We start from the raw sequence: 20,485 nt of genomic DNA on the forward strand, positions 1-20,485 counted from the left end.
TGTCCAGCGACGAATGGGCCAGCCTGTCGAATGCGCAGGTCGCAAGCCTCACGCCGGCTCAGGCCGGCACGCTCACCGTCACCGAGATCGCCGAGATCGCCCCGGCCCAGATCGCCAGCCTCGGCAGCGCCGACATCGCCGCCCTGACCACCAGCATCATCCGAGCCCTCGGCACCGCACAGATCCAGGCCCTTACCCAGGGCCAGGTCGGCACCCTCAGCGCCACCCAGCTCGCCGCCGTCAGCCTGGCGGATATCGCCGCCCTCGGCAGCGACCAGTCACGCGTGCTGACCAGCACGGCACTCGCCGGCCTCGGCTCGGCACAGCTCGTCGCCATGTCCTCCACCAGCGTCGAGGCACTCAACCAGATCCAGGTGCCGGGCCTCACCGTCGCCACCTTCGATGCCCTCACCACCACCGAACTCGCCGGCCTGGTGAACAACCAGATGCCCTCGGTGACGGTGGCGCAGATCGCCTCGCTCTCCACCGCCCAGGTCCAGGCCCTCGGCACCGGACAGCTGCTCGCACTCAGCACCGCACAGCTCGCCGCGCTGACTACCGCACAGATCGCAACACTGACCACCACACAGGTCGCAGGGCTCGGCAGCACCCAGTTCAAAGCGCTCACGAACCAGCAGATAGCAGCCCTCAACACGACCGATACCGCCACCCTGCTACCGGCCCAGATCGGCTTCCTGTCCAGCAGCCAGGTCGGCGCCCTCGGCTCGGCACAGGTTTCCGCCCTGCTGCCCGGCACAGTCGACTCGCTGACACCTGCCCAGCTCGCCAGCCTCGGCACCTCTGCGATCGCAGTACTGACGTCGACCGAGGTCAGTGCTCTGACGACGGGCTGCATCGCCGCGATTTCAACGCTGCAGGTGGCGGCGCTGACGACTGCCGAACTGGCGGGTCTCACGACGGCGCAGGTCCCGTTCCTGTCCAGCGCTCAGATCGGAGCCCTGTCCGCGGTGGATGTCGCCAGCCTGACCACCACACAACTCGGCGCCTTCACCTACCCGCAGGCGATGGACTTCTCGCTGAACCAGCTGCACGCCCTGAGCCAATCCCAGTTCCGGGCACTCTGACCGGCGATAGCGCTGGTTCCGCGCTACCGCCAACGACATCCGGCGCGGGGAGAACCCCCGCGCCGGATGCGTCCGTATCAGGCTGCCGGATCTTCAGCCGCCAGTCGGACCGATCGCCTTCAGCTCGCCGACATGCCGCTCGACGATGCGGTGCGTCTCGGCAGCAAACGCCCGCAGCTTCGGGTCCGTGCCATGGTGGGCCTCGGCCGCGAAGGCAGCGCCGTCCTTGGCGTGGATATCCTCCATCGCCTGCAGGTAGCTGCGGTCGAACGCCACGCCGGACAGCGACTTGAGCTTGTCCAGCCGTCCCTGGAACTGCTCGTTCAGGGTATCGGGGAAGGTGATGCCGATACCGTTCGCGATCGACTTCAGCTTGTCGCCGACCAGCGTGTGGTCGTGCATCTCGGTATTGCCCTGGTCGCGGATATCCTGGGTCGCACCCTGGTCGGCCGCCACCTGGCCGAGCTTCACCTCGAACATGCCGCCCTGGCTGACCTTGGCCACGAAGGCTTCATCGGTCGGCGATGCGGCAAAGGCGGCGGGTGCGAGCAGGGCGACGCCAAGGGCGGTGGCCAGGGTAACGCGTGCAAGCAACATCGACGGCAATCCTCATGATGACGGCGATGCAACGGCGCCAGGCGATGCGGAGTTTAGTGACGAAAGGAAGTCGGCAGCCTGCGAGCGCATTGCCTCGACCCTGCCCGGATCCATCTTCGAAAGCGTGCGCACCGGCATCGCCATGCGGTGATTGGCTTCCAGACGCTGCCGGTGGCGCGCGATGAAGTCCCAGTAGAGGAAGTTGAACGGGCAGGCACCATCCCCGGTGGCCCGCTTCACGTCGTAGGCGCAGCCTGCGCAATAATCGCTCATGCGGTTGATGTAGGCGCCCGACGCGGCATATGGCTTTGACCCCATCACACCGCCATCGGCGAACAGCGCCATGCCGCGCACGTTCGGCATCTCGACCCACTGGTACGCATCGGCATAGACGATCATGTACCACTCATCGACCTGGTCGGGATCGAGGCCGGCCAGCAGGGCAAAATTCCCGGTGATCATCAGCCGCTGGATATGGTGCGCATACGCGTTCTTGCGCGTGTCGCCGATCGCCTGCGCCATGCAATTCATCTTCGTCTCGGCCGACCAGTAGAACCATGGGAGGGCACGACGCGCCTCCAGCGCATTGCCCTCGCCATACTCCGGCATGCGCAGCCAGTAGATGCCACGTACATATTCGCGCCAGCCAAGGATCTGCCGGATGAATCCCTCGACCGCATTCAGCGGCGCGCCACCGTCGGCCCAGGCCTGTTCGGCGGCGCGGCACGCCACCAGCGGATCGAGCAGCCCGCAATTCATCGACGTCGAGATCAGGGCGTGGAACAGCACCGGATCGCCGGTGCGCATGAAATCCTGCCAGTCTCCGAACGAAGCCAGCCGCTCCGAAACGAAATGATCGAGTGCCAGCATCGCCTGTTCATGCGTGACCGGCAGATCGAAATGCGCGGTGGTTCCGAAGTGCGAGCCGAACTCGCGTTCCACCAGCTGGATGACCGACGCGGTGATCGCATCGGGCTGGAACTGCGGCGGCAACGGCGGCTGCATGTCACGCGGCATGCGCTTGCGATTTTCCGCGTCGAAGTTCCAGCGACCGCCGGCCGGCGCATCACCCTCCATCAGCACGCCATGCCGCCGGCGCATCTCGCGATAGAAGAATTCCATGCGCAATTCCCGGCGTCCCTCGGCCCAGTGCCGGAACTGGCCATGCGAGCAGAGGAACCGCGTATCGCCGACGATCTCGACCGGCAATCCGGCCGCCTCCTGCCAACCGATCATGTCCTGCATCAGCCGCCACTCGCCGGCCTCGGTGACCACGATCCGCTTCGGCTTCAGGCGCCGCACCGCGCGCAGCATCTCGCCGCGCAGCGAGTGGGTGTTGCCGGCGTCGTCGAAGGCGACATACTCCACCGTGACGCCGCGCGCGCGCAGCCGGTCGGCGAAATGCCGCATCGCGGACAGCACCAGCACGATCTTCTTCTTGTGGTGCCGAACATAGGTGCATTCGTCGCGCACTTCGGCCATCAGCACGCGATCATGCGCCGGATCGAGGTCGTCCAGGGCGGCGATCGAGTCGGTGAGCTGATCGCCGAGGATCATCCGGAGCGTCTGCATGAGCGTCGTGTCTATGCCTGTCTGAGGAGAGCAGCCTGACGCTGCGCTACCGGAGCTTGTTCTCCCGGCGACGCAGCAACACCCGTACCGATCCGGGGTTGCCCGGATGCGGATGCACCGCCGCCAGCACCAGGTGTCGCAGGTCCTGGCGGCTGAGCCAGAACGGCAGCTCGCGGCGCAGGATGCCGCCTTCCTGGCCCGATCCGACGCCGGTGATGATCTCGACGCAGCGCAGCCGGTCCCGCTGGGCGCGCAGCAGGAACCCGTGCAGGGCGACGAAGGCTGCCTGGGCGGTGCGGCCATGCAGGTCGAGCCGGCGTTCGGCGCGCAGGCGGCCGTTCGAGAGGTGTCGCCAGCTGGTATCGTCCAGGCCGGGCTGCCGGCGTCCGACCTCCACCATCTGGGTCGGCGCCACGGTCTGCGGACGCCGCTTAGGCGCCTTCGTCGCAATCGGCACGGGGGGTGCCGGCGCGGTGGGGGCCGGTGGGGGCGCCGGCGGCTCCGGCCGCCGCGGCGGAGCACGACCCTTCAATGGCCGGATCTCGCGGCTGAACACGTCCCAGAGCTGGCGCTCGCTCTCCCTCAGACCACGCGCCATGCCATTCCGTTCCCTGCCCGCTGCCTGCTCATGGTCTCATGCGACCGCTCCCGCGTGCAAAGCCGTGCCTGGAGAGACCGGGCGTGCAACCCTGGTGGACCATGGGGCGGGGCCGCCCTACAGAAGCCCGCGTGCGCCAGCCCCTCCTCGCCCTTCTCGCCATCCTCGCGGTGCTGTCCCTGCTGTGGCCGCGCGCGACGGTGATGCCACTCTCGAGCTACGACCAGCGCTTCTATCTCGGCATCGCCTACGACCTGCGCCAGCACGGCACCTTCACCGACGGCTTCTCCTATGCCGGCGGCGGCCCGGCGACGCTGCGGCCGCCCGGCATGCGCTTCACGCCGCTCTATCCGGCATTCCTTGCAACCGCGGCCAGCTTCGATCCCGGGCTGCGCCGCGGCATCGCCTGCGTCGAGGCGACGGCGGGACGCGACCCCGGTTGCCCCCTAGCCGCGCCGGTCGCACGAGGCGCGCAGTTCCTGATGCTCCTGGCCTTCTACTGGCTGCTCTGGATCGCCATCGCCGGCGCCATGGGGTCACGGCGCGCCGGCTGGATCGGACTCGGCACCGGCCTGCTCGCCGCGCCGCTGCTACTGCTGTCGGTCAACACGCTGATGACCGAGACCCTTACCCTGGTGCTCTCCGCTGCCGCCTGCACCCTGGCGGCGAGCGCGGTCCGGCAGCCGGCAGCCACAGCCTGGCGGACCTGGCTGGCGACCGGGATCGCACTCGGCCTCGCCATCCTCAGCCGCCCTGCCTTCCTCTACCTGCTCTATGCGTCCCTGGGCTGCGCAAGCCTCCTGCTGATCCGGCGCCCCGCGAACCGGCCGGCAATCGCCCGCGGCGTGGCCGCCTTCGCCACCGGCGCCGCCATGCCGGTGCTGCCCTGGGTGTTGCGCAACGCCATCGTCCTGCATCGTGCGGCGCTCAGCTTCGGCTATGCGTCGCACACCCTGGTGCAGCGCATCGCCTTCGACGCCATGACGCCACGCGAATACGGGCTGAGCTTCGTCTGCTGGCTGCCGGACGGTTCCGGTCTCGGCCGCCTGATCGCCGGGCGCCATGCCTGCGACCGTTTCGGCTGGGACGAGCATGCCGACAGCTTCTATTCGATCGGCAACGGCGCGCTGATGCGGCAGACCCTCGCCGCTGCCGGCGGCTGGCCGCATCACATGAACTATCTCGTGCACCACTACCTGCTCGCCGAGCCGCTGCGGCACCTGCTGGTGACGATCCCCCTGGCGCTGCGCGGCCTGTATGTCGACCACTGGTGGGGCGCACTCCTGGCGCCGTTCAGCCTGTGGGCGATGCTGCGCGCCTGGCGCGACCGCTCCTCCGCGGCTTCGGCGTGGCCGGTGCTGCTGCTGAGCATGCCGCCCTGGTTCCTGCTCGTGTTCAACGCCGCGGTCGCGGTCAACCAGCCGCGCTACAACCTGCTGCTGGTGCTGCCGTTCGCGCTTGCGGCGGCACTGGCGGTCGAACGCCGGCTGCCGCGACACGGAGGGGCAACCTTGCCGCCAGCCGTGTCGTAACGACTGCACCGCCGCCACGTCGGCGGCGTCCGCTTCAGGAGAAGCCACGTCCATGAGCATTTTCGGCACGATCATGTCCAAGATCTTCAGCCACCCCGCCGCCGCCGCGGCACCCGAGGCATCGGCCAGCCAGACCGACAGCCCCAGCGGTGCGGCCCCGACCCCCGGCGCGGTTGCCCCGGCGGCTGCCCCGGACGGCGTTCCGGCGTCACCGACCACCGCCAGCCAGACCACCGCCGCCGCCTCGCCGGCGCCGGTCGATGTCGGGGCCGTGCTGACCGAGATGGCCTCGAAGAACCCGCAGCAGCTGAACTGGCAGAGCTCGATCGTCGACCTTATGAAGCTGCTCGACCTCGACAGCAGCCTGAAGGCGCGCACCGACCTCGCCCACGAACTGAGCTATTCCGGCGACACCAACGACAGCGCCTCGATGAACATCTGGCTGCACAAGGAGGTCATGACCAAGCTCGAGCAGAATGGCGGCAAGGTGCCGGCAGATCTCAAGGGCTGACCGTCAGCTCAGTTCGAGCGCGTGCTCCCGGGCGCTTCCGGGAGCATGCTGGCGCGGCACGTGCCGGCCGGCGATCAGCATGTAGACCGCCGGCAGCACGAACAACGTGAACAGCGTGCCGATCGACAGTCCGGACGCGATCACCAGGCCCATGACGTAGCGCGACGCCGCTCCCGCCCCGGTCGCGAACACCAGCGGCAGCACGCCCAGCACCATCGCCGCGGTCGTCATCAGGATCGGGCGCAGCCGCAGCAGGCAGGCGCGCTCGATCGCCTCGCGCTTGGACAGGCCCAGCGCCCGCTGTTCGTTGGCGACCTCGACGATCAGGATGCCGTGCTTGCTGATCAGACCCATCAGGGTCACCAGCCCGACCTCGGTGAACAGGTTCAGGCTCGCCCCGCCGACGCCGAGCCAGACGAACAGCAGGGCGCCGGCGATCGACATCGGCACCGACACCAGGATGATCAGCGGGTCGAGCAGGCTCTCGAACAGGGCCGCCAGCGCCAGGTACGTCACCACGATGGCCAGTGCGAAGGTGGTGGCGAAGCCGCCGCTCTCCTGCACGAACTGGCGCAGCGGACCGACCGTGTCGATACCGTAACCGCTTGGCAGCGTCTGGCGAGCTAGCTGCTGCAGGAAGGCGTAGGCCTGCGCCTGGGTGACGCCGGGCATCGGCACGGCGCTGACCGTGGTCGCACCGAGCTGTTGGAAGTGCGCGATCGACTCCGGCACCACCGAGCGGCGGATGCTGGCGACCGATGACAGCGGCACCGAGATGCCGTTCACCGTGGTGATCGGATAGTCGAGGATCTGCGACGGGTTGAGCCGGAACTGCCGCCCGACCAGCGGCTCCACCTTGTATGAGCGCTCGCCGCTCGAGAAGAAGCCCACATAGTTGCCGCCGAGCATGGCGTTCAGCGTGTTGCCGACGTCGCTCATGGTGATGCCCAGGGTGGAGAGCTTGTCGCGGTCGATGACGATGGTCGCCTGCGGCTGGTCGATCTTGAGGTCCTTCTCCGCATAGGCGAACAGCCCGCTCGAGCGCACCTGGGCCAGGAAGGCATCGGACACCGTGTTCAGCGCGGCGACATTACCGGTGCCCTCGATCACGAAGCTCACCGGCAGTCCCCAGGACCCCGGCAGGTAGGGCGGCACGTAGACCGCCATCTCCGACCCGGCGACGTGCGACAGCGCCCGCTGCACTTCGGCGGCGACGACCGCGGTGGTGCGATGACGCTCGGACCACCGTTTCAACACCAGCCCGTCATCGAACGAAGGCGGCGACATCGTGTGCCAGTAGCCGCGACCTTCCTTCGGCGCTCTCAGGATGCCGAGGATCTGACTGTTGTAGAGCTGCATCTGGTCGAGCGTGGCATTGGCGTTGACCTGCCCGCTGATCACCATGACGCCCTGGTCCTCCGGCGGCGACAGTTCCGCCTTCGATCCGGTGTACAGGAACCAGATGCTGACAAGCACCGCGACGCCGAACGCCAGGACCAGTGGCCGCAGGTCCAGCGACACCCGCAGCACCGCCATGTAGGCGCCCTGCACACGTTCCAGCACCGCATCCGCAATTCCCTGCAGGCGGTCGGGGCGGCTGCTGCGCGGCCTGAGCAGCCGCGAGCACATCATCGGCGACAGCGTCAGCGCCAGCAGCGCCGAGACGGTCACCGAGCCGGCCAGCGTGAAGGCGAACTCGGTGAACAGCGCGCCGGTCAGGCCGCCCTGCAGCCCGACCGGAACGTAGGCGGCGATCAGCACCACGGTCATCGCCACGATCGGCAACGCCAGCTCGCGCGAGGCCAGCACGGCGGCGGGCAGCGGCCTCATGCCGCCGGCGACATGGCGGTTCACGTTCTCCACCACGATGATCGCATCGTCGACCACCAGCCCGGTCGCCAGCACCAGCGCCAGCAGGGTCAGCAGGTTGATGGAGAAACCCATCATCGACATCATCGCAAAGGTGCCGATCAGCGAGAGCGGGATCGTGATGACCGGGATCAGCACCGAGCGCGGCGAGCCCAGGAAGGCGAACACCACCAGCGCCACGATCAGCAGGGCCTCTGCGAGCGTCACCACCACCTCGTGCACCGAGCTGCGGATGAACTCGCCGGAATCGTGCAGGATCTCGAGCCTGATGGCCGGCGGCATCTGCGCCTGGATCTCGGCGACGCGCGTCCGCAGCGCGGTGGCGAGCGTCAGGGCGTTGGCGGACGGCGTCGGCTTCACGTCGATGTAGATCCCGTCGTGGCCGTTCGCGATCACCGCGAAATTGTCCGGATCGGAACCGAACGCGACCCGCGCCACGTCACCCAGCCGGATGATGCGGTTGCCCCTCTGGCGCACCACCAGGGAACGGAACTCGTCCGCGCTGTGCAGGCCGGAGTTGATGTCGAGCGTCACCTCGGTCATGCCGCCCAGCGTGTTGCCGGCGCCGGAGACGAAGTTGTTGGCGGCCAGCGCATTCTGCACGTCGAGACCGGTCAGGCCGTAGGCCGCCAGCTTCTGCGGATCGAGCCACGCGCGCATCACCACGTTCGGACTGCCCTGGACCTCGACCTGCTGCACGCCGGGAACCGCCTGCAGCCGTGGCGCAACCAGCCGGTGGATGTAGTCGCCCACCTGCGCCGGGGTCAGGACGTCGCTGCTGGCGTCGAGGTCCATCACCTCGCCGCCGCCGGCGGACAGCGTGATCGAGGACGCCTGCACACCCGCCGGCAGCTGCGAGGTCACCGAGGTGACATAGGACTGCACCTCGGCGAGTGCACGCGCCGGATCATAGTTCAGCAGCAGATGGATGGTGATGTCGCTCAGGCTGGTGGTGCTCGACGACGTCATGTAGTCGATGCCCTGGGTCTGCGCGATCGCACCCTCCAGCGGCGTGGTGATGAAGCCCGCGATGGTGGCCGGATCGGCGCCATAGTCCGCAGTCTGGATCTCGATCGTTCCCGACACCGTATGCGGGAATTGCCGCACCGGCAGCGACTGCTCGGCGCGCAGGCCGAAGACCAGCACCAGCGCCGAGATCACGCAGGCCAGCACCGGCCGGCGGATGAACAATTCGGTCAGGTGCATCGGCTCAGCCCCCTGGCTGCGAAAGCATCATTCGTCCACCGGCTGCGGCGCCGGCTCGCTGCCAGGCTGCACGACGTTGTTCACCACCGCCTGGATGCCGTCGCGCAGCTTGACCTGCCCGGCGGTGACCACGATCTCGCCCGCCTGCAGGCCGCGCAGGATCGCGACCTGATCGCCACGGGTGGCGCCCGCCTGCACCACGCGCGTCCGCACGGTGAAGCGGCCGGCAAAACGGTCGCTCCCGGCCGCGACGGTCGCATGCGGATCCGGCTGCAGCACATAGACGAAGTCGCCATAGGGATTATAGCTGATCGCCGCCTGCGGCAGCGTCAGCAGCGGACGCGGCGTGCCGGTCCGGATCTCGACCACCGCGAACATTCCCGGCAGCAGCGCATGGTCGTGGTTGTCGAGCTGGGCGCGGACCATGACCATGCGGCTGGCGCTGTCCACCCGGCTGTTGATCGAATTGATATGCGCCTGGAACACCCGTCCGGGCCAGGCATCGACATGCACGTCCGCCAGCAAACCAGGCTGCAGCTGCGAGAGCGCCTGCTGCTGGATGTTGAAATCGACATAGATCGGATCGAGCGCCTGCAGCGTCACGATCGGCGTCCCCGCTGTCAGGTATTGCCCGACATCGACCAGGCGCACGCCGATGCGGCCCGCGAACGGGGCGCGCACGATCTTCTCGACGGTGACCGCCTTGAAAGCCGCCACCTGAGCCTGGTCCGACCGCAACGTGCTCTCGTCGGCGTCGAGGGTGGCCCGGCTGATCGCCTGTGCGTCGAACTGCCTGCGGTCGCGGGCCAGGTTGGCGTTGGCCAGGTCGGCCGCCGCCTGCAGCTGTGCCAGATGCGCCTCGTCGTCGTTGGCGCGAAGGCGCAGCAGCACGGTGCCGGCGCCGACGTCCTGACCTGAAGTGAAGGAGATGCTGTCCACGATGCCGCTGACCTCGGCGGACATGTCGGCGCCCTGCACCGCCCGCACCTCTCCGGTTGCCCGCAGCGTGGTCTGCCACGGCTGCGTCTGCGCCACCGTGGCGGCAACGGTCTCGGGAGCGGCGGCCCCGGCCCCCGCTCCGGCCTCGGGCCGGCCGCTGGCCAATCCGTGCCGCTGCCAGTAGAGCCCGCCGCCGGCCAGCAGCAGGACGAGCGGCAGCGTGTAGAGCAGCTTCCTCAGCATGGGCGGGTCGGTCTCCGGCGGGGCGTGTCGGCAATCGGCGTCATGGCAGTCGTCTTCGAGGTGTCCGGTGTCGAGGCGTCCGGCCTCAGGGCAGGGGCGAGCTCAGCAGCCCGGGCGGCGGTGGCGGCACGTCGCTGCGGTGCCACCAGCCGCCGCCCAGGGCCTGGAACAGGGCGATGGTGTCGGTGTAGCGCAACGCGCGCGCCCGGAGCAGCGACAGGCTGGCATTCTGGTAGCTCTGCTGCGCCGTCAGCACCGAGAGATACGATACGCCACCCAGCTTGTATTGCAGGCTGGCGAGCGACAGGCTGCGCGCCGAGGCACGCTCGGCATCGACCGAGGCGCGGAGCGAGAGGGCGTCGTTCTGCAGCGCCACCAGCACGTCGGCGACATTCTGGTATGCTGTGACCACGGTGTTGCGCCAGGCATAGCCGGCGGCATCGAGTGCAGCCCGCTGGGCGCGCTGGGCGTGCAGCAGCTGGCCGGCATCGAAGATCGGCTGCGCCGCCTGGTTGACCAGCGACCACAGGCCATTGGTCGGCGAGAAGAGCTGGTGGAAGTCGGGCGACTGCGACCCGACGCTGGCGGTCAGGGTGACCTGGGGAAGCCGGTTGGAGATCGCGACCCCGAGATCGGCGGTCTCCTGATGCAACGTCGCCTCGGCCGCACGGATGTCGGGCCGCTGGTCCAGCAGCGCCGATGGCACGCTCACCGGCAGCATATCGGGCAGCACGATGGCGTCGAGATCCAGCGCCGGGATCGACACCTCGGACGGCGCACGCCCGAGGTAGGCGGCGAGCTGGTCGCGGGTCTGGGCGAGCTGGGTCTGCAGCGGTACCAGCACGGTCTGGGCAGTCGCCACCTGCGCTTCCTGGGTCGCGACATCGGTGCCGGTGGCGCCGCCCAGCTCGAACTGCCGTCGCACGGTCTGCAGCTGGCGCTGTTCGAAGCCGATCAGGTCCTGCTGCACCTTGATCTGGGCAGCCAGCGACGCGGCGGTCACGGCACTGGTGGCGACGCCGGCGGACAGCGCGAGGTCGATCGCCTCCAGCTCGTAGCGCTGGTAGTCGACATGCGCGCCGGCCGCCTCGACCGCGCGTCGCAGGCCGCCCCAGACATCAATCGTGTACGACAGGTTGAGCTGGGCATCGACGTCGCTGAACAGCAGGGACGGCGTCCGTACGCCCTCGAAGCTGAGCGGTTCCTCCTGGCGCGCGTGGGCGAGCACGCCGGTGATGTCGGGGAACAGCGTGCCTTCCTGCTGCAGCCGGAGTTCCCGTGCCTGCCGCAGGCTCGCCTGCGCCGACGCGACGTTCGGGTTCTGCGCCAGCGCCGCCCGCACCAGCGCGGTGATCGCCGGCGACCGGAACAGCGCCCACCACTCCCCCGGGATGTCGCCGCCGACGACGGTCGACTGCGATCCGCCGCCGGGCACCGGTTCGGACTGCGTGCTCCCCGCCAGCGCCGTCTCGGTATAGCGGGTAAGCGGCGCCGTCGCCGGGCGGCGATAGTCAGGCCCGACCGCACACGCGGACAGCACGGCCACGGAGCATACCGCCGGCAGCGCACGGCTGCGCAGGGCGCCCGACATGGCGGCCAGCCATCCTGGAGGGGACGCTGCGGGGCAGGCACTCGGCAAAGACATCAGGTTCCAGTCGCTCGCAGCCACTGGAGGGAATACAGCAGGTTCCGTGCCAGTCTCAATTGGCGTGAAACAGCCGGAAATCTTTAAGTAAACAGCTGTGGCATGGTGCGACGAGCCATCAAGTGGCCGGGCATGCCAATCTACCCCGGCTCGAAGCTGCGCCCGGAGCTAGGCCGCCTGGGAGGAGCGGAAGCTCGACAGCAATCGGTTTCGCGCCACCGACACGTAGGCGGCATCGACATCGATCCCGATGCCACGCCCGCCCTCCTCCTCGGCGGCGATCAGGCTGGTGCCGCTGCCCATGAATGGATCGAGCACCGTCGGCGCGGCCTTGCCATGCAGCCGGATGCACATGCGCGGCAGCATCACCGGGAAGGAAGCCGGATGGTTGAACTTCTGCGCCCGCGCCTGCACCGTCGAGTAAGGAATGAACCAGGTGTCGCCACGGCAGCGCAGGTCCTGCTGGTGGTTGCGGCGCGCGATGTTGCTCTTGTCCTTGTACGGCACGCCAACCGCCAGGCGCTTGATCGCGACGTTGCCGGTCTGCGTCAGATGAAAGATGTGCTCGTGGTTGCGGTGCAGGAAGCGGTCGGACCGGATCGGCTTGAAGTGGCCGAGGCTGTCCTCGCCCACCGAGATCGACTTCACCCAGGTGATGTGGTTCTGCAACTGGAACAGGCCACGCAACCGGACCATCAACTCGAACGGCAGCCAGGGCCTGGAGCTCGATCCGGTGATGTTGAGAAAGAACGAGGCATCCGGGGCCATCGTCCGCCGCACCTCGGTGGCGCAGGCGAGCATCCAGTCCAGGTAGTCGCCCTCGTCGCGCTGGTCCTGGTAGGTGCCGTAGTTCAACCCGAGGTTGTAAGGCGGCGAGGTCACCACGACGTCGATCTGACCCTCCGGCAGCGAGCGCAGCACCTTCAGGCAGTCGCCACGATAGAGGGTGTGCCGGCCGACCCCGTAGCGCAGCGTGCGGGCCGGAAGACGCTTGATGGACTGGTCCATCCGCAGGATGGCGGGTTTCGACGTATGCGACTCGGGACGCACCAGAAGACTCGAACTCATGCCCGCAGTATCGCCGTCCGGGCGATCCCGCCGCCAGTACCCAGCACCGCCGCAACGGCGAAATATCCCTATGTATTGCCCGCCCGGGCCGTCGCGCGAGTCGCGGGGCCCGCCGCCGCCGGAGTCGCCAAGGGGCGGGGCAGCAGGATTATGAGGCGCCCGCTCGCATGCATGGCGCCGGCCTGCTGCGCCGCCTCCTCGCCCCAGCCGAAGAACACATCAGCGCGAGCGGGACCGGTGATGTCGGTGCCGAGATCCTGTGCGAGCATCAGGCGCTGCAATTTCGTTCCGGATGGCGTCGTGCTGTCTATCCAGAGCAGCGATCCGAGCGGCACGAAACTACGGTCGATCGCCGCCGAGCGCAGCGGCGAGAGGTCGAGGCCCAGCGCGCCGGGCGGCCCCTGGTCGGGTCGCAGGTCGCCCATCACCCGGAAGAACACGTAGTTGGCGTCGGCTTCCATCACCGACTGCGCCTGCTCCGGATGCGCGCCCAGCCAGGCGCGGATCGTCTGCATGCTGATGCCATCAGCGGGCAAGTCGCCGCGCTCGAGCAGCAGCCGGCCGAGCGGCGTGTACCGGGCGCCGTTCCGGCCCGCATATCCGAGCCTCACGATCTGGCCGCCGGGCAGCCGCACGCGACCGGAGCCCTGCACCTGCAGGAAGAACAGATCGACCGGATCGGCGAGCCAGAGGATTTCCAGGCCGCGCCCTTCGAGCGCGCCATGATCGATCTGGGCGCGCGTGAAATACGGCACGACATGCCCGTCCTGTACCCGGCCGGTCACTGCGGCGCCTTGCGCATCATGTACTGTCAGGAGATCCGGGGGGCGCCGATAGACAGGCACCCGGTACGTCGCGTCGCGGGTCAGGGAGCCGTGGAACTCCGGTTCGAAATAGCCGGTGAACAAGGCGTCCTCGCGTCCGGCGTCTCCCACCGCATAGGGCTGCAGCCAGAGCGCGATGACCCGCCGCAGCGACGCCGCATCGCCTGCCGGCACCGACTGGATCGCCTGGCAGAAGCCCGCCCAATCGCCTGCCTTGCCACCTTCCGCGGCGGCCGCCCCGGCTCCACCGAGGGCAGTATCTGGCGGCAGCAGGGCAAGCCGGTGGCACTGGTCGAGCAGCGCCGGCAGTACGGTCGCGACCTGGTCGGACGACCATCCCGTCAGGGTGTCATAGCCGACCGGGCGCAAGGAGAGTGCGGGAGGGCCGGAGGGCTGCGCGGCGCATCCGGCCAGGCCGGCGAGCAGGGGCGCTGCACGCATGAGGTGTGGAATGCGACGGAACGCACGCCAGGCCGCCGAACCCGGAACGAGCACAACGCGCCCGGCGCCAGGCCGGGCCGACGCAGCCATTGCCTTCAGGCGCTGCGAGCGTTGGCCAGCCGCCAGTTCGGACCTGCGGCGCTACCGGCGGCATCGAGCAGCCGTTCGAACGTCCACAGATCGGCAAGCTCGGTGGTCGCATCCGCACCGGACACCGGTTGGCCGTCACGACCGATCACCAGGCTGACCTGGTCGGAGACGAACTTCACGTCGATGGCGGCCAGCCAGAGGCCGCCGCGCTCGTTCAGCGAGGCGTCGACGATGTCGGCATGCAGGATGTTGCGGATCTCGGCACGCTGCGTCTCACCGGCCTGTTCGCGGGAGGTGATCGCGGCGTCGAAGGCGTTGTACGCAGTCTCGGTGAGGTTGGAGCGCAAGGTGGTGCGGTCGCCTTCCGCGAAGGCCTGCACGATCTTGCGGAACGCCGCCTCGGCGCCGCGCACGAAGCCGGCCGCATCGAAACCGCGGTCGCGCTCGCGTATGCGCGCCAGCTTCAGGCCGACAGGACCCGTCGGGTCCGGCAGCGGACGCTCCGACGCCGCGGCGGCCTCGACACGGCCGTCGATCACCGGCCCGCCAGCCTTCCGGCCCCCGATATTGGGCACCGTCTGTCCGCCGGTGGGACGCTGCAGGCCGGTCTGCTTGCCCAGGATGCCGCGCAGGCGCACCACGAGGAAGGCAGCGATCAGGCCCAGCAGCACGAGGTCGACCGGAAAGTGACCTGCAGTGAAATCCATGATCGTGCCCATTCTCTCCTGCGAAACCGGTGCCACCATGTTCGCGTGATGGAGATAGGCTGTCGCTCCTTGCGAGACAACCTGTTCGCATAGACACGGCCGGTCCGCTTCCCGAAGCAAGCTCGAAGGCTCGGAAAACGGCAGTTGCGGTGGCCGGTGCGGGGGCGTATCGGCCGGTGATGATCGTGCTGCGGCATTGCCAGAGCGAGTTCAACCTGCATTTCACGCGCACGAAGTGTGATCCGGGCATCGTCGACCCGGTGCTCACGCCGCTCGGCGAGGAGCAGGCGGCACAGGCGGCGGCAGCGCTCGCCGGCCAGCGGATCGACCGCATCCTGGTGTCGCCCTACACCCGTGCCCTGCAGACCGCAGCACCCATCGCCCGCGAACGCGGGGTCGCTCCGGTGGTGACGCCGCTGATCGGCGAGCGCTGCGCCTTCGTCTGCGACATCGGCACCCCTGCCAGCCAGCTCGCCCGACGTTGGCCGGATATCGATTTCAGCCATCTCGAGGAAGTCTGGTGGCCGCAGGCGACCGAGCAGGAGGAGCATGTGGTGGCCCGCGCCGAGCAGTTCCGCCGCGAGGCGGTGGCACTGCCACAACTCGCGATGACCCTCGTGGTGTCGCATTGGGGCTTCCTGCTGGCGCTGTCCGGCTCGAGCCTGCAGAACGGCGCCTTCCTGCGCATCGATGCGCAGCAGCGCCCGCCCTCGCCGCTGGTCTGGCGCCACTGACGCGGCGGGATTAGCCGCCTTCGGACGTGGCCAGGGTGTATGGTCGGCCTGCTGGCCTCGGGCCGCCCGGCATGCTACCCGCCCGCTCCGAAGCCGAACCCTGCTTCTAAGTCTGCCTCCACTCCGCAGAATGCTCCGGGAGACCCTGATGTCCGCCACCAATGCAGCCTCCGCTCCGCCGGCCCTGCCGCTGACGATGAACCTGCAATACACCAAGGACCTCTCCTTCGAGGTGCCGGCGGGAGCCGAGATCTTCGCGACGCTGCGCTCGAACCCGCAGATCTCGGTCAACATCGACGTGCAGGCGAACCGGCTGCAGCAGGACCAGGCGGTGTTCGAGATCGTGCTGGCGATCAAGACCGAGGCGACCGAGCCCGCAGGCGAGACCGGCGCCGCCCCGCGCGTGGTGTTCATCGCCGAGCTCGCCTACGCCGCGGTGGTGACGCTGAACGAGGTGCCCGACAACATGATCGAGCCGCTGCTGCTGGTCGAGGTGCCGCGGCTGATCTTCCCTTACGCGCGCAACATCATCAGCGAAGTCACCCGCGACGGCGGCTTCCCGCCGGTGGTGCTGCAGCCGATCGACTTCGTCGGGCTGTGGCAGGCCAAGCGCGGCCAGAACAATGCGGCGCAAGTCAGCACCCAGACCGGCCACGCCTGAAACACGGTTGAGGCTGCACTACGCCGGCGGTCCGAGGCGTCTCTCGTCCGCTCCGGTGCTCACGGCCAGGAGGCCGCTCCGCTCCGGTGCTCGCAGAGCCGCCCCGGGCGTGCCGCTTTGCGGCACTCCCACTCGGCGTAGCGCAGCCTCAGCCGTGTTTCCTCGTTTCCGGGAAGGTGTCTAGCTCCTCGGGTCGGCGTGCAGCTTGAACAGCATGCCTTGCGCCTTGACCCCTAGCTCCCCGTTCATCGGGCCCTGGGCCGGGCCTCGGAGGGTCACGTGTTCGCTCGCGGCGTTGGTGGCGAGGCCGCTGCTGGTAGTGGCGTCCAGGCGGCAGCCGGCACCGGTCTCGCAGCGGAAATTGCCATCCAGGCCGGTGCTGCCGAGCCTGGAGATGCCCAGCCAGCTGTCGACCAGCGCGCCATCCTGGTCGGTCAGCAGCGACAGCCTGCCATCCAGGGCCTGGTTGTCCATGGTGAGCGTGACGGGAACGTCGTAGGAGGCGACCGGCAGCAGGTTGGGCACGTTGAGGTCCGCACCCATGCCACCCAGGGTGGCCGCCATGCCGTGCAGCGCCTGCGTCCAGAAGCCACGTGCCTGCTCTCCGAAGGCGGGGTCGCCATCGACATCGGCACCGACGCCATACGCGTAGAACACGCTCCGGCGGAGGTAGGTGCCCAGCTTCTGGCCGAGGCCGCCGAGATCGGGGCTCGCCTCCGGCGCGGCACCCGGCTTCGGGATGACCTCGCCGAGATCGCTGTCCTCGGACATGTCGGAATAGACGATCGCGCGCAGCGTGACCCGGCTGGCCGCGAAACGGCCCTCGTCGGAGGCCAGCGCACGGATGATGTCCTTGTGCGGCGGATCGCCGGCATTGATCCGGACCACATCGGCGGGGCGCTTTGACTGCTGGTAGATCGTGGTCAGTGCGGCGCCCATCGCGCCCAGGAAGAATTTCTGCTGGTCGCCGATGCCCGACAGCGGGTTGCGGCTGAACAGGAAGCTCTGGCCGGCGATGTCGGCCTTCTGCGCGGCGGTATAGGCCGGCCAGCACGCGGTCCAGATCTCGCTGCTCTGGCCATTGGCGGGCGACAGCCGTACCACGGTGACCCGCTCTCCCGGCGAGAGCGTTGCGCGCAGCTTGACGGCGAGCTTGCGGGCCCAGTCGGTCTGGCCGTCGACCATCATCATGTCGTCGACATAGACCACCGTCTGGCGCACGCTCGGTGTCTTGCAGAACGCCGGATCGAGCCCGTCCGGGCCGAACAATGCGGCACGCGCCGGCACCGGCGCAAAAGCCGGGGCGAGCAACGGCAACAGGGCCAGCAGCCAACCGCCGCGCATCTCAGGACTCCAGTTCGGACAGCAGGCCGCGATCGACGGTGAGACGCGCGGGCTCCGGCGGCCGCTCGCCGGGCACCGTCAGCGCGCCCCCGGTGGCGGCTGCCGTGGCGGTGCCGGTCGCTGCCTGGGCCGTCGCCAGCGCCGCCCGGTACTGCTCGGCGTTGCTGCGTACGGCGGCGGTGATGGCGTCGCGCAAGGCACGGTCACGTGCCTCGACCTGGTCGAGCAGCGCCTTCGCCGGCAGAGCCGCATCGATGCGGCTGCGCGACGCCAGTTCGGTCTCGCGCAGTTCCTTGGCGGTGCGGCTCTCGATCTGCAGGATGCGGGCATCGGCGGGCTTGCGCAGCCGGTGGTAGCGACGCCAGGCGACGCGCCGCTGGCCGGTCGCGTCCATGTAGTCGGGATCGCTGTCGTGCGAGACATAGGCGAGGAAGATGCCGACCAGCCACGCCGCCAGGTTGGCCAGCAGCGACAGCAGCACGTCGATGCCGGGATCGCTCTGTACCGCGACGTCGCTGCCCAGGATGTTCGGGCCGCCCTGCTCGCGGATGACGTGCAGCGCCGCCATGTAGCGCGAGCCGCCGGCCGCCCCGAGCACGACCACCAGCGCCAGGGTGGAGAGCCCGAGGAAGCGCCAGTCCGCGATCCGCCTGGTGCGCTCGGCATGGTGGCCGAAGCGGTGCGTCCACTGCTTGAGGATGGCGCCGTGGCCGTGCGAGGCGAAGGCCAGCAGGCAGGCCAGGATCAGGGTGGTGCCGGCGGCGATCGCCGGAACGCCGAAGAACAGGAAGAAGGTGGTGTAGTTGATCAGCCACTCGGTCAGCCCGACGCAGAACAACGCCAGCAGATAGACCGGCTGGCGGGCGATCATCACCGCGCCACGGTTGCCGTTGGCGTCGCTGTAGCGGCGGAACCGGGCGTCGGCCTCCTCGAAGCGGGTGCGGCGCTCGCGGTAGCGATGGTTCTGCTCCATCTCGCGCTCGACCTGCGCCATGTCCTCGTCGCGCCGGCGGCCCAGGTCGGCAAGCTCCTGCTGCAGCCGCGACGCGCCGTCCAGGGCGTCGCGATGCGGCCCGAGCCTGGCGTCGAAACCCGCGCGCACCTGCTTCCACTCAGACAGCAGCGCCCGCGCCGGCTCCAGCACGGCGCCGCGCATGCCGGGGGTGAAACCACGCGCATCGGCCTGCACCGGCGAGCCTCCTTGGCGGACCTCTCGCTGCGCCGCCTCGGCAAGCAGCGCCGGCGGCACCAGCAGGCGCCCGGCCCGGTCGGGCCCGAACGCCATCGCCTCTTGGAAGGCAGCCTGCAGCGGGTCCGGATGGCCGGGCTTGCCGGGAAAGCCGATCGCCATGCTCAGTCTCCGGATCGGTTCAGTAGGAGACCGGCGCGCCGAGCGGAGCCCGGCTGACGCCGTCGGGAACGCGTGGCTGCACCCGCACCACTTGCAGGCGGTTTGGATGCAGGCCGAGCGGCGACGGATGACGCGCCGCCAGCACGCCGTCGATGGCATGACGGCTCGCCCCGATCAGCACCTCGACGCGCCGGTTGCGGGCGCGGGCGTCGGCATCGTCCTGGCCGCCCGGCAACGGCTCGCGCAGCCCGACGCCGATCGCCTGCAGCCCGGAGGCCGGCAGCCCGGCGGCCACCAGTTCGCGGACGATCTCGCGGGAGCGGCGCCGCGACAGCGCGAGGTTGTAGGCATCGCTGCCGACATCGTCGGTGTGGCCGACAACGGCGATCTGCCTGGCGTTCGGGCCGGCAGCGCGGAGGCGGGAAGCCAGCGCGGCGAGCACCGGAGCGGCATCCGGACGCGGATGGTCGCGGTTGGTATCGAAGAACACGCGGGAGTCGTAGGTCAGGCTGGTGACCCGCGTGGTGCCGCCTCCGGCCGCCGGCACGGTCAGCTCTGCCACGACCGGCTCGAACGGCTGGCCGGGCGCGGCAGCGGCTGCAGCGGCCGGTGCAGGACGTCCGGCCTGCGCCACCGGCGTGGATGGACCGGGCGAATTGCAGCCGACGCAGCACGCGCACAGCAGGACAGGGAGAAGGATGCGCGCGGCACGGCTCATGCCCCGAATATGCGGATCGAGCCCAAAGACTCCAAGCGTCGCGAAGGGTTCGTTTCGATAATAGAACGTACCTGTGTCAGCTGCAAGCAGCGTCAGAGCGCTCAGCTCGCCAGCGAGGCGGCGATATTGACGCCGAGCGCAATGATCGCGGTGTTGAACAGGTAGGCCACGAGCGAGTGCGCCAGCACCAGCTTGCGAATGCCGGCGCTCTGCGTGGTGACGTCGCTGACCTGGCTCGCCACCGCCATGCAGAAGGAGAAATAGAGGAATTCCGGATAATCCGGGCGGTCGTTGCCTGGGAACAGCAGCCCCTTCGCGTCCCGCCAGAACTCGTGCGCGTAGTGGGTCGCGAAGATCGTGTGGATGAAGAACCACGACAGCAGCACGGTACCGCCGGCCAATGCCTCGCTGTACGGCGCATGCGGCTTGCCATGCGACTGCGCCAATTCGACGACGATGGCACCGAGGGAGGCCACCGCCGCCACGATGGTGCCCAGCAGCACACCCCAGTTGCCCTCGTCGAGGAGGTCCGCGATGCGTGCCAGCCCCTCGGTGGTGGAGCGTCGTACCACCACCACGAAGGCGACCCCGTAGGCCAGCACCCCGAGGTTCCAGCCGATCAGGCCCGATGTGATCGGCCGCAGGTGGGGTGCCGCGAGTGCGGCCGCCAGCAGGCCGACCGCAAGGCCGATCAGCAGCGCGGGACGGTAGCGAAGATGGCGCAGCATGAGCCGGATCCGGAGCCTTCTG

Annotated in this window: 18 protein-coding genes; 5 read left to right on the forward strand and 13 right to left on the reverse strand. The window is 69.0% G+C overall.

The window, feature by feature from the left end:
• Positions 1–1,085 (forward strand): hypothetical protein (locus tag FE263_RS21940; protein WP_456306558.1); only part of this gene is annotated, 1,085 nt, incomplete at its 5' end.
• A gap of 93 nt (positions 1,086–1,178) precedes the next feature.
• On the opposite strand, the gene FE263_RS00005 is transcribed toward FE263_RS21940, so the two are convergent.
• The 3 genes from FE263_RS00005 to FE263_RS00015 are packed head-to-tail and all read right to left on the reverse strand — an operon-like array spanning position 1,179 to position 3,852.
• Positions 1,179–1,682: a DUF4142 domain-containing protein gene (locus tag FE263_RS00005; RefSeq protein WP_138323917.1), complete on the reverse strand. Its 504-nt coding sequence runs from the start codon at positions 1,680–1,682 to the stop codon at positions 1,179–1,181.
• Positions 1,683–1,694: 12 nt separating this feature from the next.
• Positions 1,695–3,254, reverse strand: a complete 1,560-nt coding sequence (locus FE263_RS00010; protein ID WP_138323918.1) for a cryptochrome/photolyase family protein — start codon at positions 3,252–3,254, stop codon at positions 1,695–1,697.
• Positions 3,255–3,300: 46 nt separating this feature from the next.
• On the reverse strand, positions 3,301–3,852 hold the full coding sequence (locus FE263_RS00015) for a Smr/MutS family protein (RefSeq protein WP_138323919.1): 552 nt from the start codon (positions 3,850–3,852) through the stop codon (positions 3,301–3,303).
• A gap of 131 nt (positions 3,853–3,983) precedes the next feature.
• On the opposite strand from FE263_RS00015, the gene FE263_RS00020 reads away from it, so the two are divergent.
• Together FE263_RS00020 and FE263_RS00025 are read left to right on the forward strand one after the other, a co-directional pair.
• On the forward strand, positions 3,984–5,384 hold the full coding sequence (locus tag FE263_RS00020; protein ID WP_138323920.1) for a hypothetical protein: 1,401 nt from the start codon (positions 3,984–3,986) through the stop codon (positions 5,382–5,384).
• Positions 5,385–5,436: 52 nt separating this feature from the next.
• Entirely contained in the window at positions 5,437–5,895 is a 459-nt protein-coding gene (locus FE263_RS00025) for a DUF3597 domain-containing protein (RefSeq protein WP_138323921.1), read from the forward strand.
• Between the two features lie 3 nt (positions 5,896–5,898).
• Here FE263_RS00025 and FE263_RS00030 read toward each other — a convergent pair whose 3' ends face one another.
• The 6 genes from FE263_RS00030 to FE263_RS00055 all read right to left on the reverse strand — a co-directional run bounded on the left by FE263_RS00030 (position 5,899) and on the right by FE263_RS00055 (position 14,927).
• Positions 5,899–8,970: an efflux RND transporter permease subunit gene (locus FE263_RS00030; protein ID WP_138323922.1), complete on the reverse strand. Its 3,072-nt coding sequence runs from the start codon at positions 8,968–8,970 to the stop codon at positions 5,899–5,901.
• A gap of 27 nt (positions 8,971–8,997) precedes the next feature.
• Positions 8,998–10,152: an efflux RND transporter periplasmic adaptor subunit gene (locus tag FE263_RS00035; protein WP_138323923.1), complete on the reverse strand. Its 1,155-nt coding sequence runs from the start codon at positions 10,150–10,152 to the stop codon at positions 8,998–9,000.
• An 85-nt stretch (positions 10,153–10,237) separates the two neighbouring features.
• Positions 10,238–11,743 (reverse strand): efflux transporter outer membrane subunit, encoded by a 1,506-nt coding sequence (locus FE263_RS00040; protein ID WP_171033852.1) that lies wholly within the window; start codon positions 11,741–11,743, stop codon positions 10,238–10,240.
• Positions 11,744–11,965: 222 nt separating this feature from the next.
• On the reverse strand, positions 11,966–12,805 hold the full coding sequence (locus FE263_RS00045; protein ID WP_138324841.1) for a DNA-methyltransferase: 840 nt from the start codon (positions 12,803–12,805) through the stop codon (positions 11,966–11,968).
• A gap of 128 nt (positions 12,806–12,933) precedes the next feature.
• On the reverse strand, positions 12,934–14,130 hold the full coding sequence (gene mltA / locus FE263_RS00050; protein WP_138323925.1) for a murein transglycosylase A: 1,197 nt from the start codon (positions 14,128–14,130) through the stop codon (positions 12,934–12,936).
• A 95-nt stretch (positions 14,131–14,225) separates the two neighbouring features.
• Complete coding sequence (locus tag FE263_RS00055; protein ID WP_138323926.1) at positions 14,226–14,927, reverse strand: Tim44/TimA family putative adaptor protein; 702 nt, start codon at positions 14,925–14,927, stop codon at positions 14,226–14,228.
• A gap of 149 nt (positions 14,928–15,076) precedes the next feature.
• Here FE263_RS00055 and FE263_RS00060 point away from each other — a divergent pair, with 149 nt between their 5' ends.
• Both FE263_RS00060 and secB read left to right on the forward strand, forming a co-directional pair.
• Positions 15,077–15,661 carry a histidine phosphatase family protein gene (locus FE263_RS00060; RefSeq protein WP_338086620.1) on the forward strand — a complete coding sequence of 195 codons (585 nt, stop codon included), beginning with the start codon at positions 15,077–15,079 and terminating at the stop codon, positions 15,659–15,661.
• Between the two features lie 148 nt (positions 15,662–15,809).
• Positions 15,810–16,322: a protein-export chaperone SecB gene (gene secB, locus FE263_RS00065; protein ID WP_240758909.1), complete on the forward strand. Its 513-nt coding sequence runs from the start codon at positions 15,810–15,812 to the stop codon at positions 16,320–16,322.
• A 180-nt stretch (positions 16,323–16,502) separates the two neighbouring features.
• On the opposite strand, the gene FE263_RS00070 is transcribed toward secB, so the two are convergent.
• The 4 genes from FE263_RS00070 to FE263_RS00085 form a co-directional block, all read right to left on the reverse strand.
• On the reverse strand, positions 16,503–17,666 hold the full coding sequence (locus FE263_RS00070; protein WP_138323928.1) for a hypothetical protein: 1,164 nt from the start codon (positions 17,664–17,666) through the stop codon (positions 16,503–16,505).
• Between the two features lies 1 nt (position 17,667).
• Positions 17,668–19,017 (reverse strand): GtrA domain-containing protein, encoded by a 1,350-nt coding sequence (locus FE263_RS00075; RefSeq protein WP_138323929.1) that lies wholly within the window; start codon positions 19,015–19,017, stop codon positions 17,668–17,670.
• Positions 19,018–19,036: 19 nt separating this feature from the next.
• Positions 19,037–19,735 (reverse strand): OmpA family protein, encoded by a 699-nt coding sequence (locus FE263_RS00080; protein WP_138323930.1) that lies wholly within the window; start codon positions 19,733–19,735, stop codon positions 19,037–19,039.
• Positions 19,736–19,836: 101 nt separating this feature from the next.
• Positions 19,837–20,463 (reverse strand): DUF1345 domain-containing protein, encoded by a 627-nt coding sequence (locus FE263_RS00085; protein ID WP_240758910.1) that lies wholly within the window; start codon positions 20,461–20,463, stop codon positions 19,837–19,839.
• Positions 20,464–20,485: the final 22 nt, after the last annotated feature.

This window comes from Lichenicoccus roseus, from assembly GCF_005844085.1.
Classification (GTDB): Bacteria; Pseudomonadota; Alphaproteobacteria; order Acetobacterales; family Acetobacteraceae; genus Lichenicoccus; species Lichenicoccus roseus.

Excerpts from the sequence above, each read along its gene's own strand:
- FE263_RS00005 (WP_138323917.1), bottom strand. The coding sequence starts at position 1,682 with ATGTTGCTTGCACGCGTTACCCTGGCCACCGCCCTTGGCGTCGCCCTG.
- FE263_RS00010 (WP_138323918.1), bottom strand. The coding sequence starts at position 3,254 with ATGCAGACGCTCCGGATGATCCTCGGCGATCAGCTCACCGACTCGATC.
- FE263_RS00015 (WP_138323919.1), bottom strand. The coding sequence starts at position 3,852 with ATGGCGCGTGGTCTGAGGGAGAGCGAGCGCCAGCTCTGGGACGTGTTC.
- FE263_RS00025 (WP_138323921.1), top strand. The coding sequence starts at position 5,437 with ATGAGCATTTTCGGCACGATCATGTCCAAGATCTTCAGCCACCCCGCC.
- FE263_RS00030 (WP_138323922.1), bottom strand. The coding sequence starts at position 8,970 with ATGCACCTGACCGAATTGTTCATCCGCCGGCCGGTGCTGGCCTGCGTG.
- FE263_RS00035 (WP_138323923.1), bottom strand. The coding sequence starts at position 10,152 with ATGCTGAGGAAGCTGCTCTACACGCTGCCGCTCGTCCTGCTGCTGGCC.
- FE263_RS00040 (WP_171033852.1), bottom strand. The coding sequence starts at position 11,743 with ATGTCGGGCGCCCTGCGCAGCCGTGCGCTGCCGGCGGTATGCTCCGTG.
- FE263_RS00045 (WP_138324841.1), bottom strand. The coding sequence starts at position 12,805 with ATGGACCAGTCCATCAAGCGTCTTCCGGCCCGCACGCTGCGCTACGGG.
- mltA (WP_138323925.1), bottom strand. The coding sequence starts at position 14,130 with ATGCGTGCAGCGCCCCTGCTCGCCGGCCTGGCCGGATGCGCCGCGCAG.
- FE263_RS00055 (WP_138323926.1), bottom strand. The coding sequence starts at position 14,927 with ATGGATTTCACTGCAGGTCACTTTCCGGTCGACCTCGTGCTGCTGGGC.
- secB (WP_240758909.1), top strand. The coding sequence starts at position 15,810 with ATGTCCGCCACCAATGCAGCCTCCGCTCCGCCGGCCCTGCCGCTGACG.
- FE263_RS00070 (WP_138323928.1), bottom strand. The coding sequence starts at position 17,666 with ATGCGCGGCGGTTGGCTGCTGGCCCTGTTGCCGTTGCTCGCCCCGGCT.
- FE263_RS00075 (WP_138323929.1), bottom strand. The coding sequence starts at position 19,017 with ATGGCGATCGGCTTTCCCGGCAAGCCCGGCCATCCGGACCCGCTGCAG.
- FE263_RS00080 (WP_138323930.1), bottom strand. The coding sequence starts at position 19,735 with ATGAGCCGTGCCGCGCGCATCCTTCTCCCTGTCCTGCTGTGCGCGTGC.
- FE263_RS00085 (WP_240758910.1), bottom strand. The coding sequence starts at position 20,463 with ATGCTGCGCCATCTTCGCTACCGTCCCGCGCTGCTGATCGGCCTTGCG.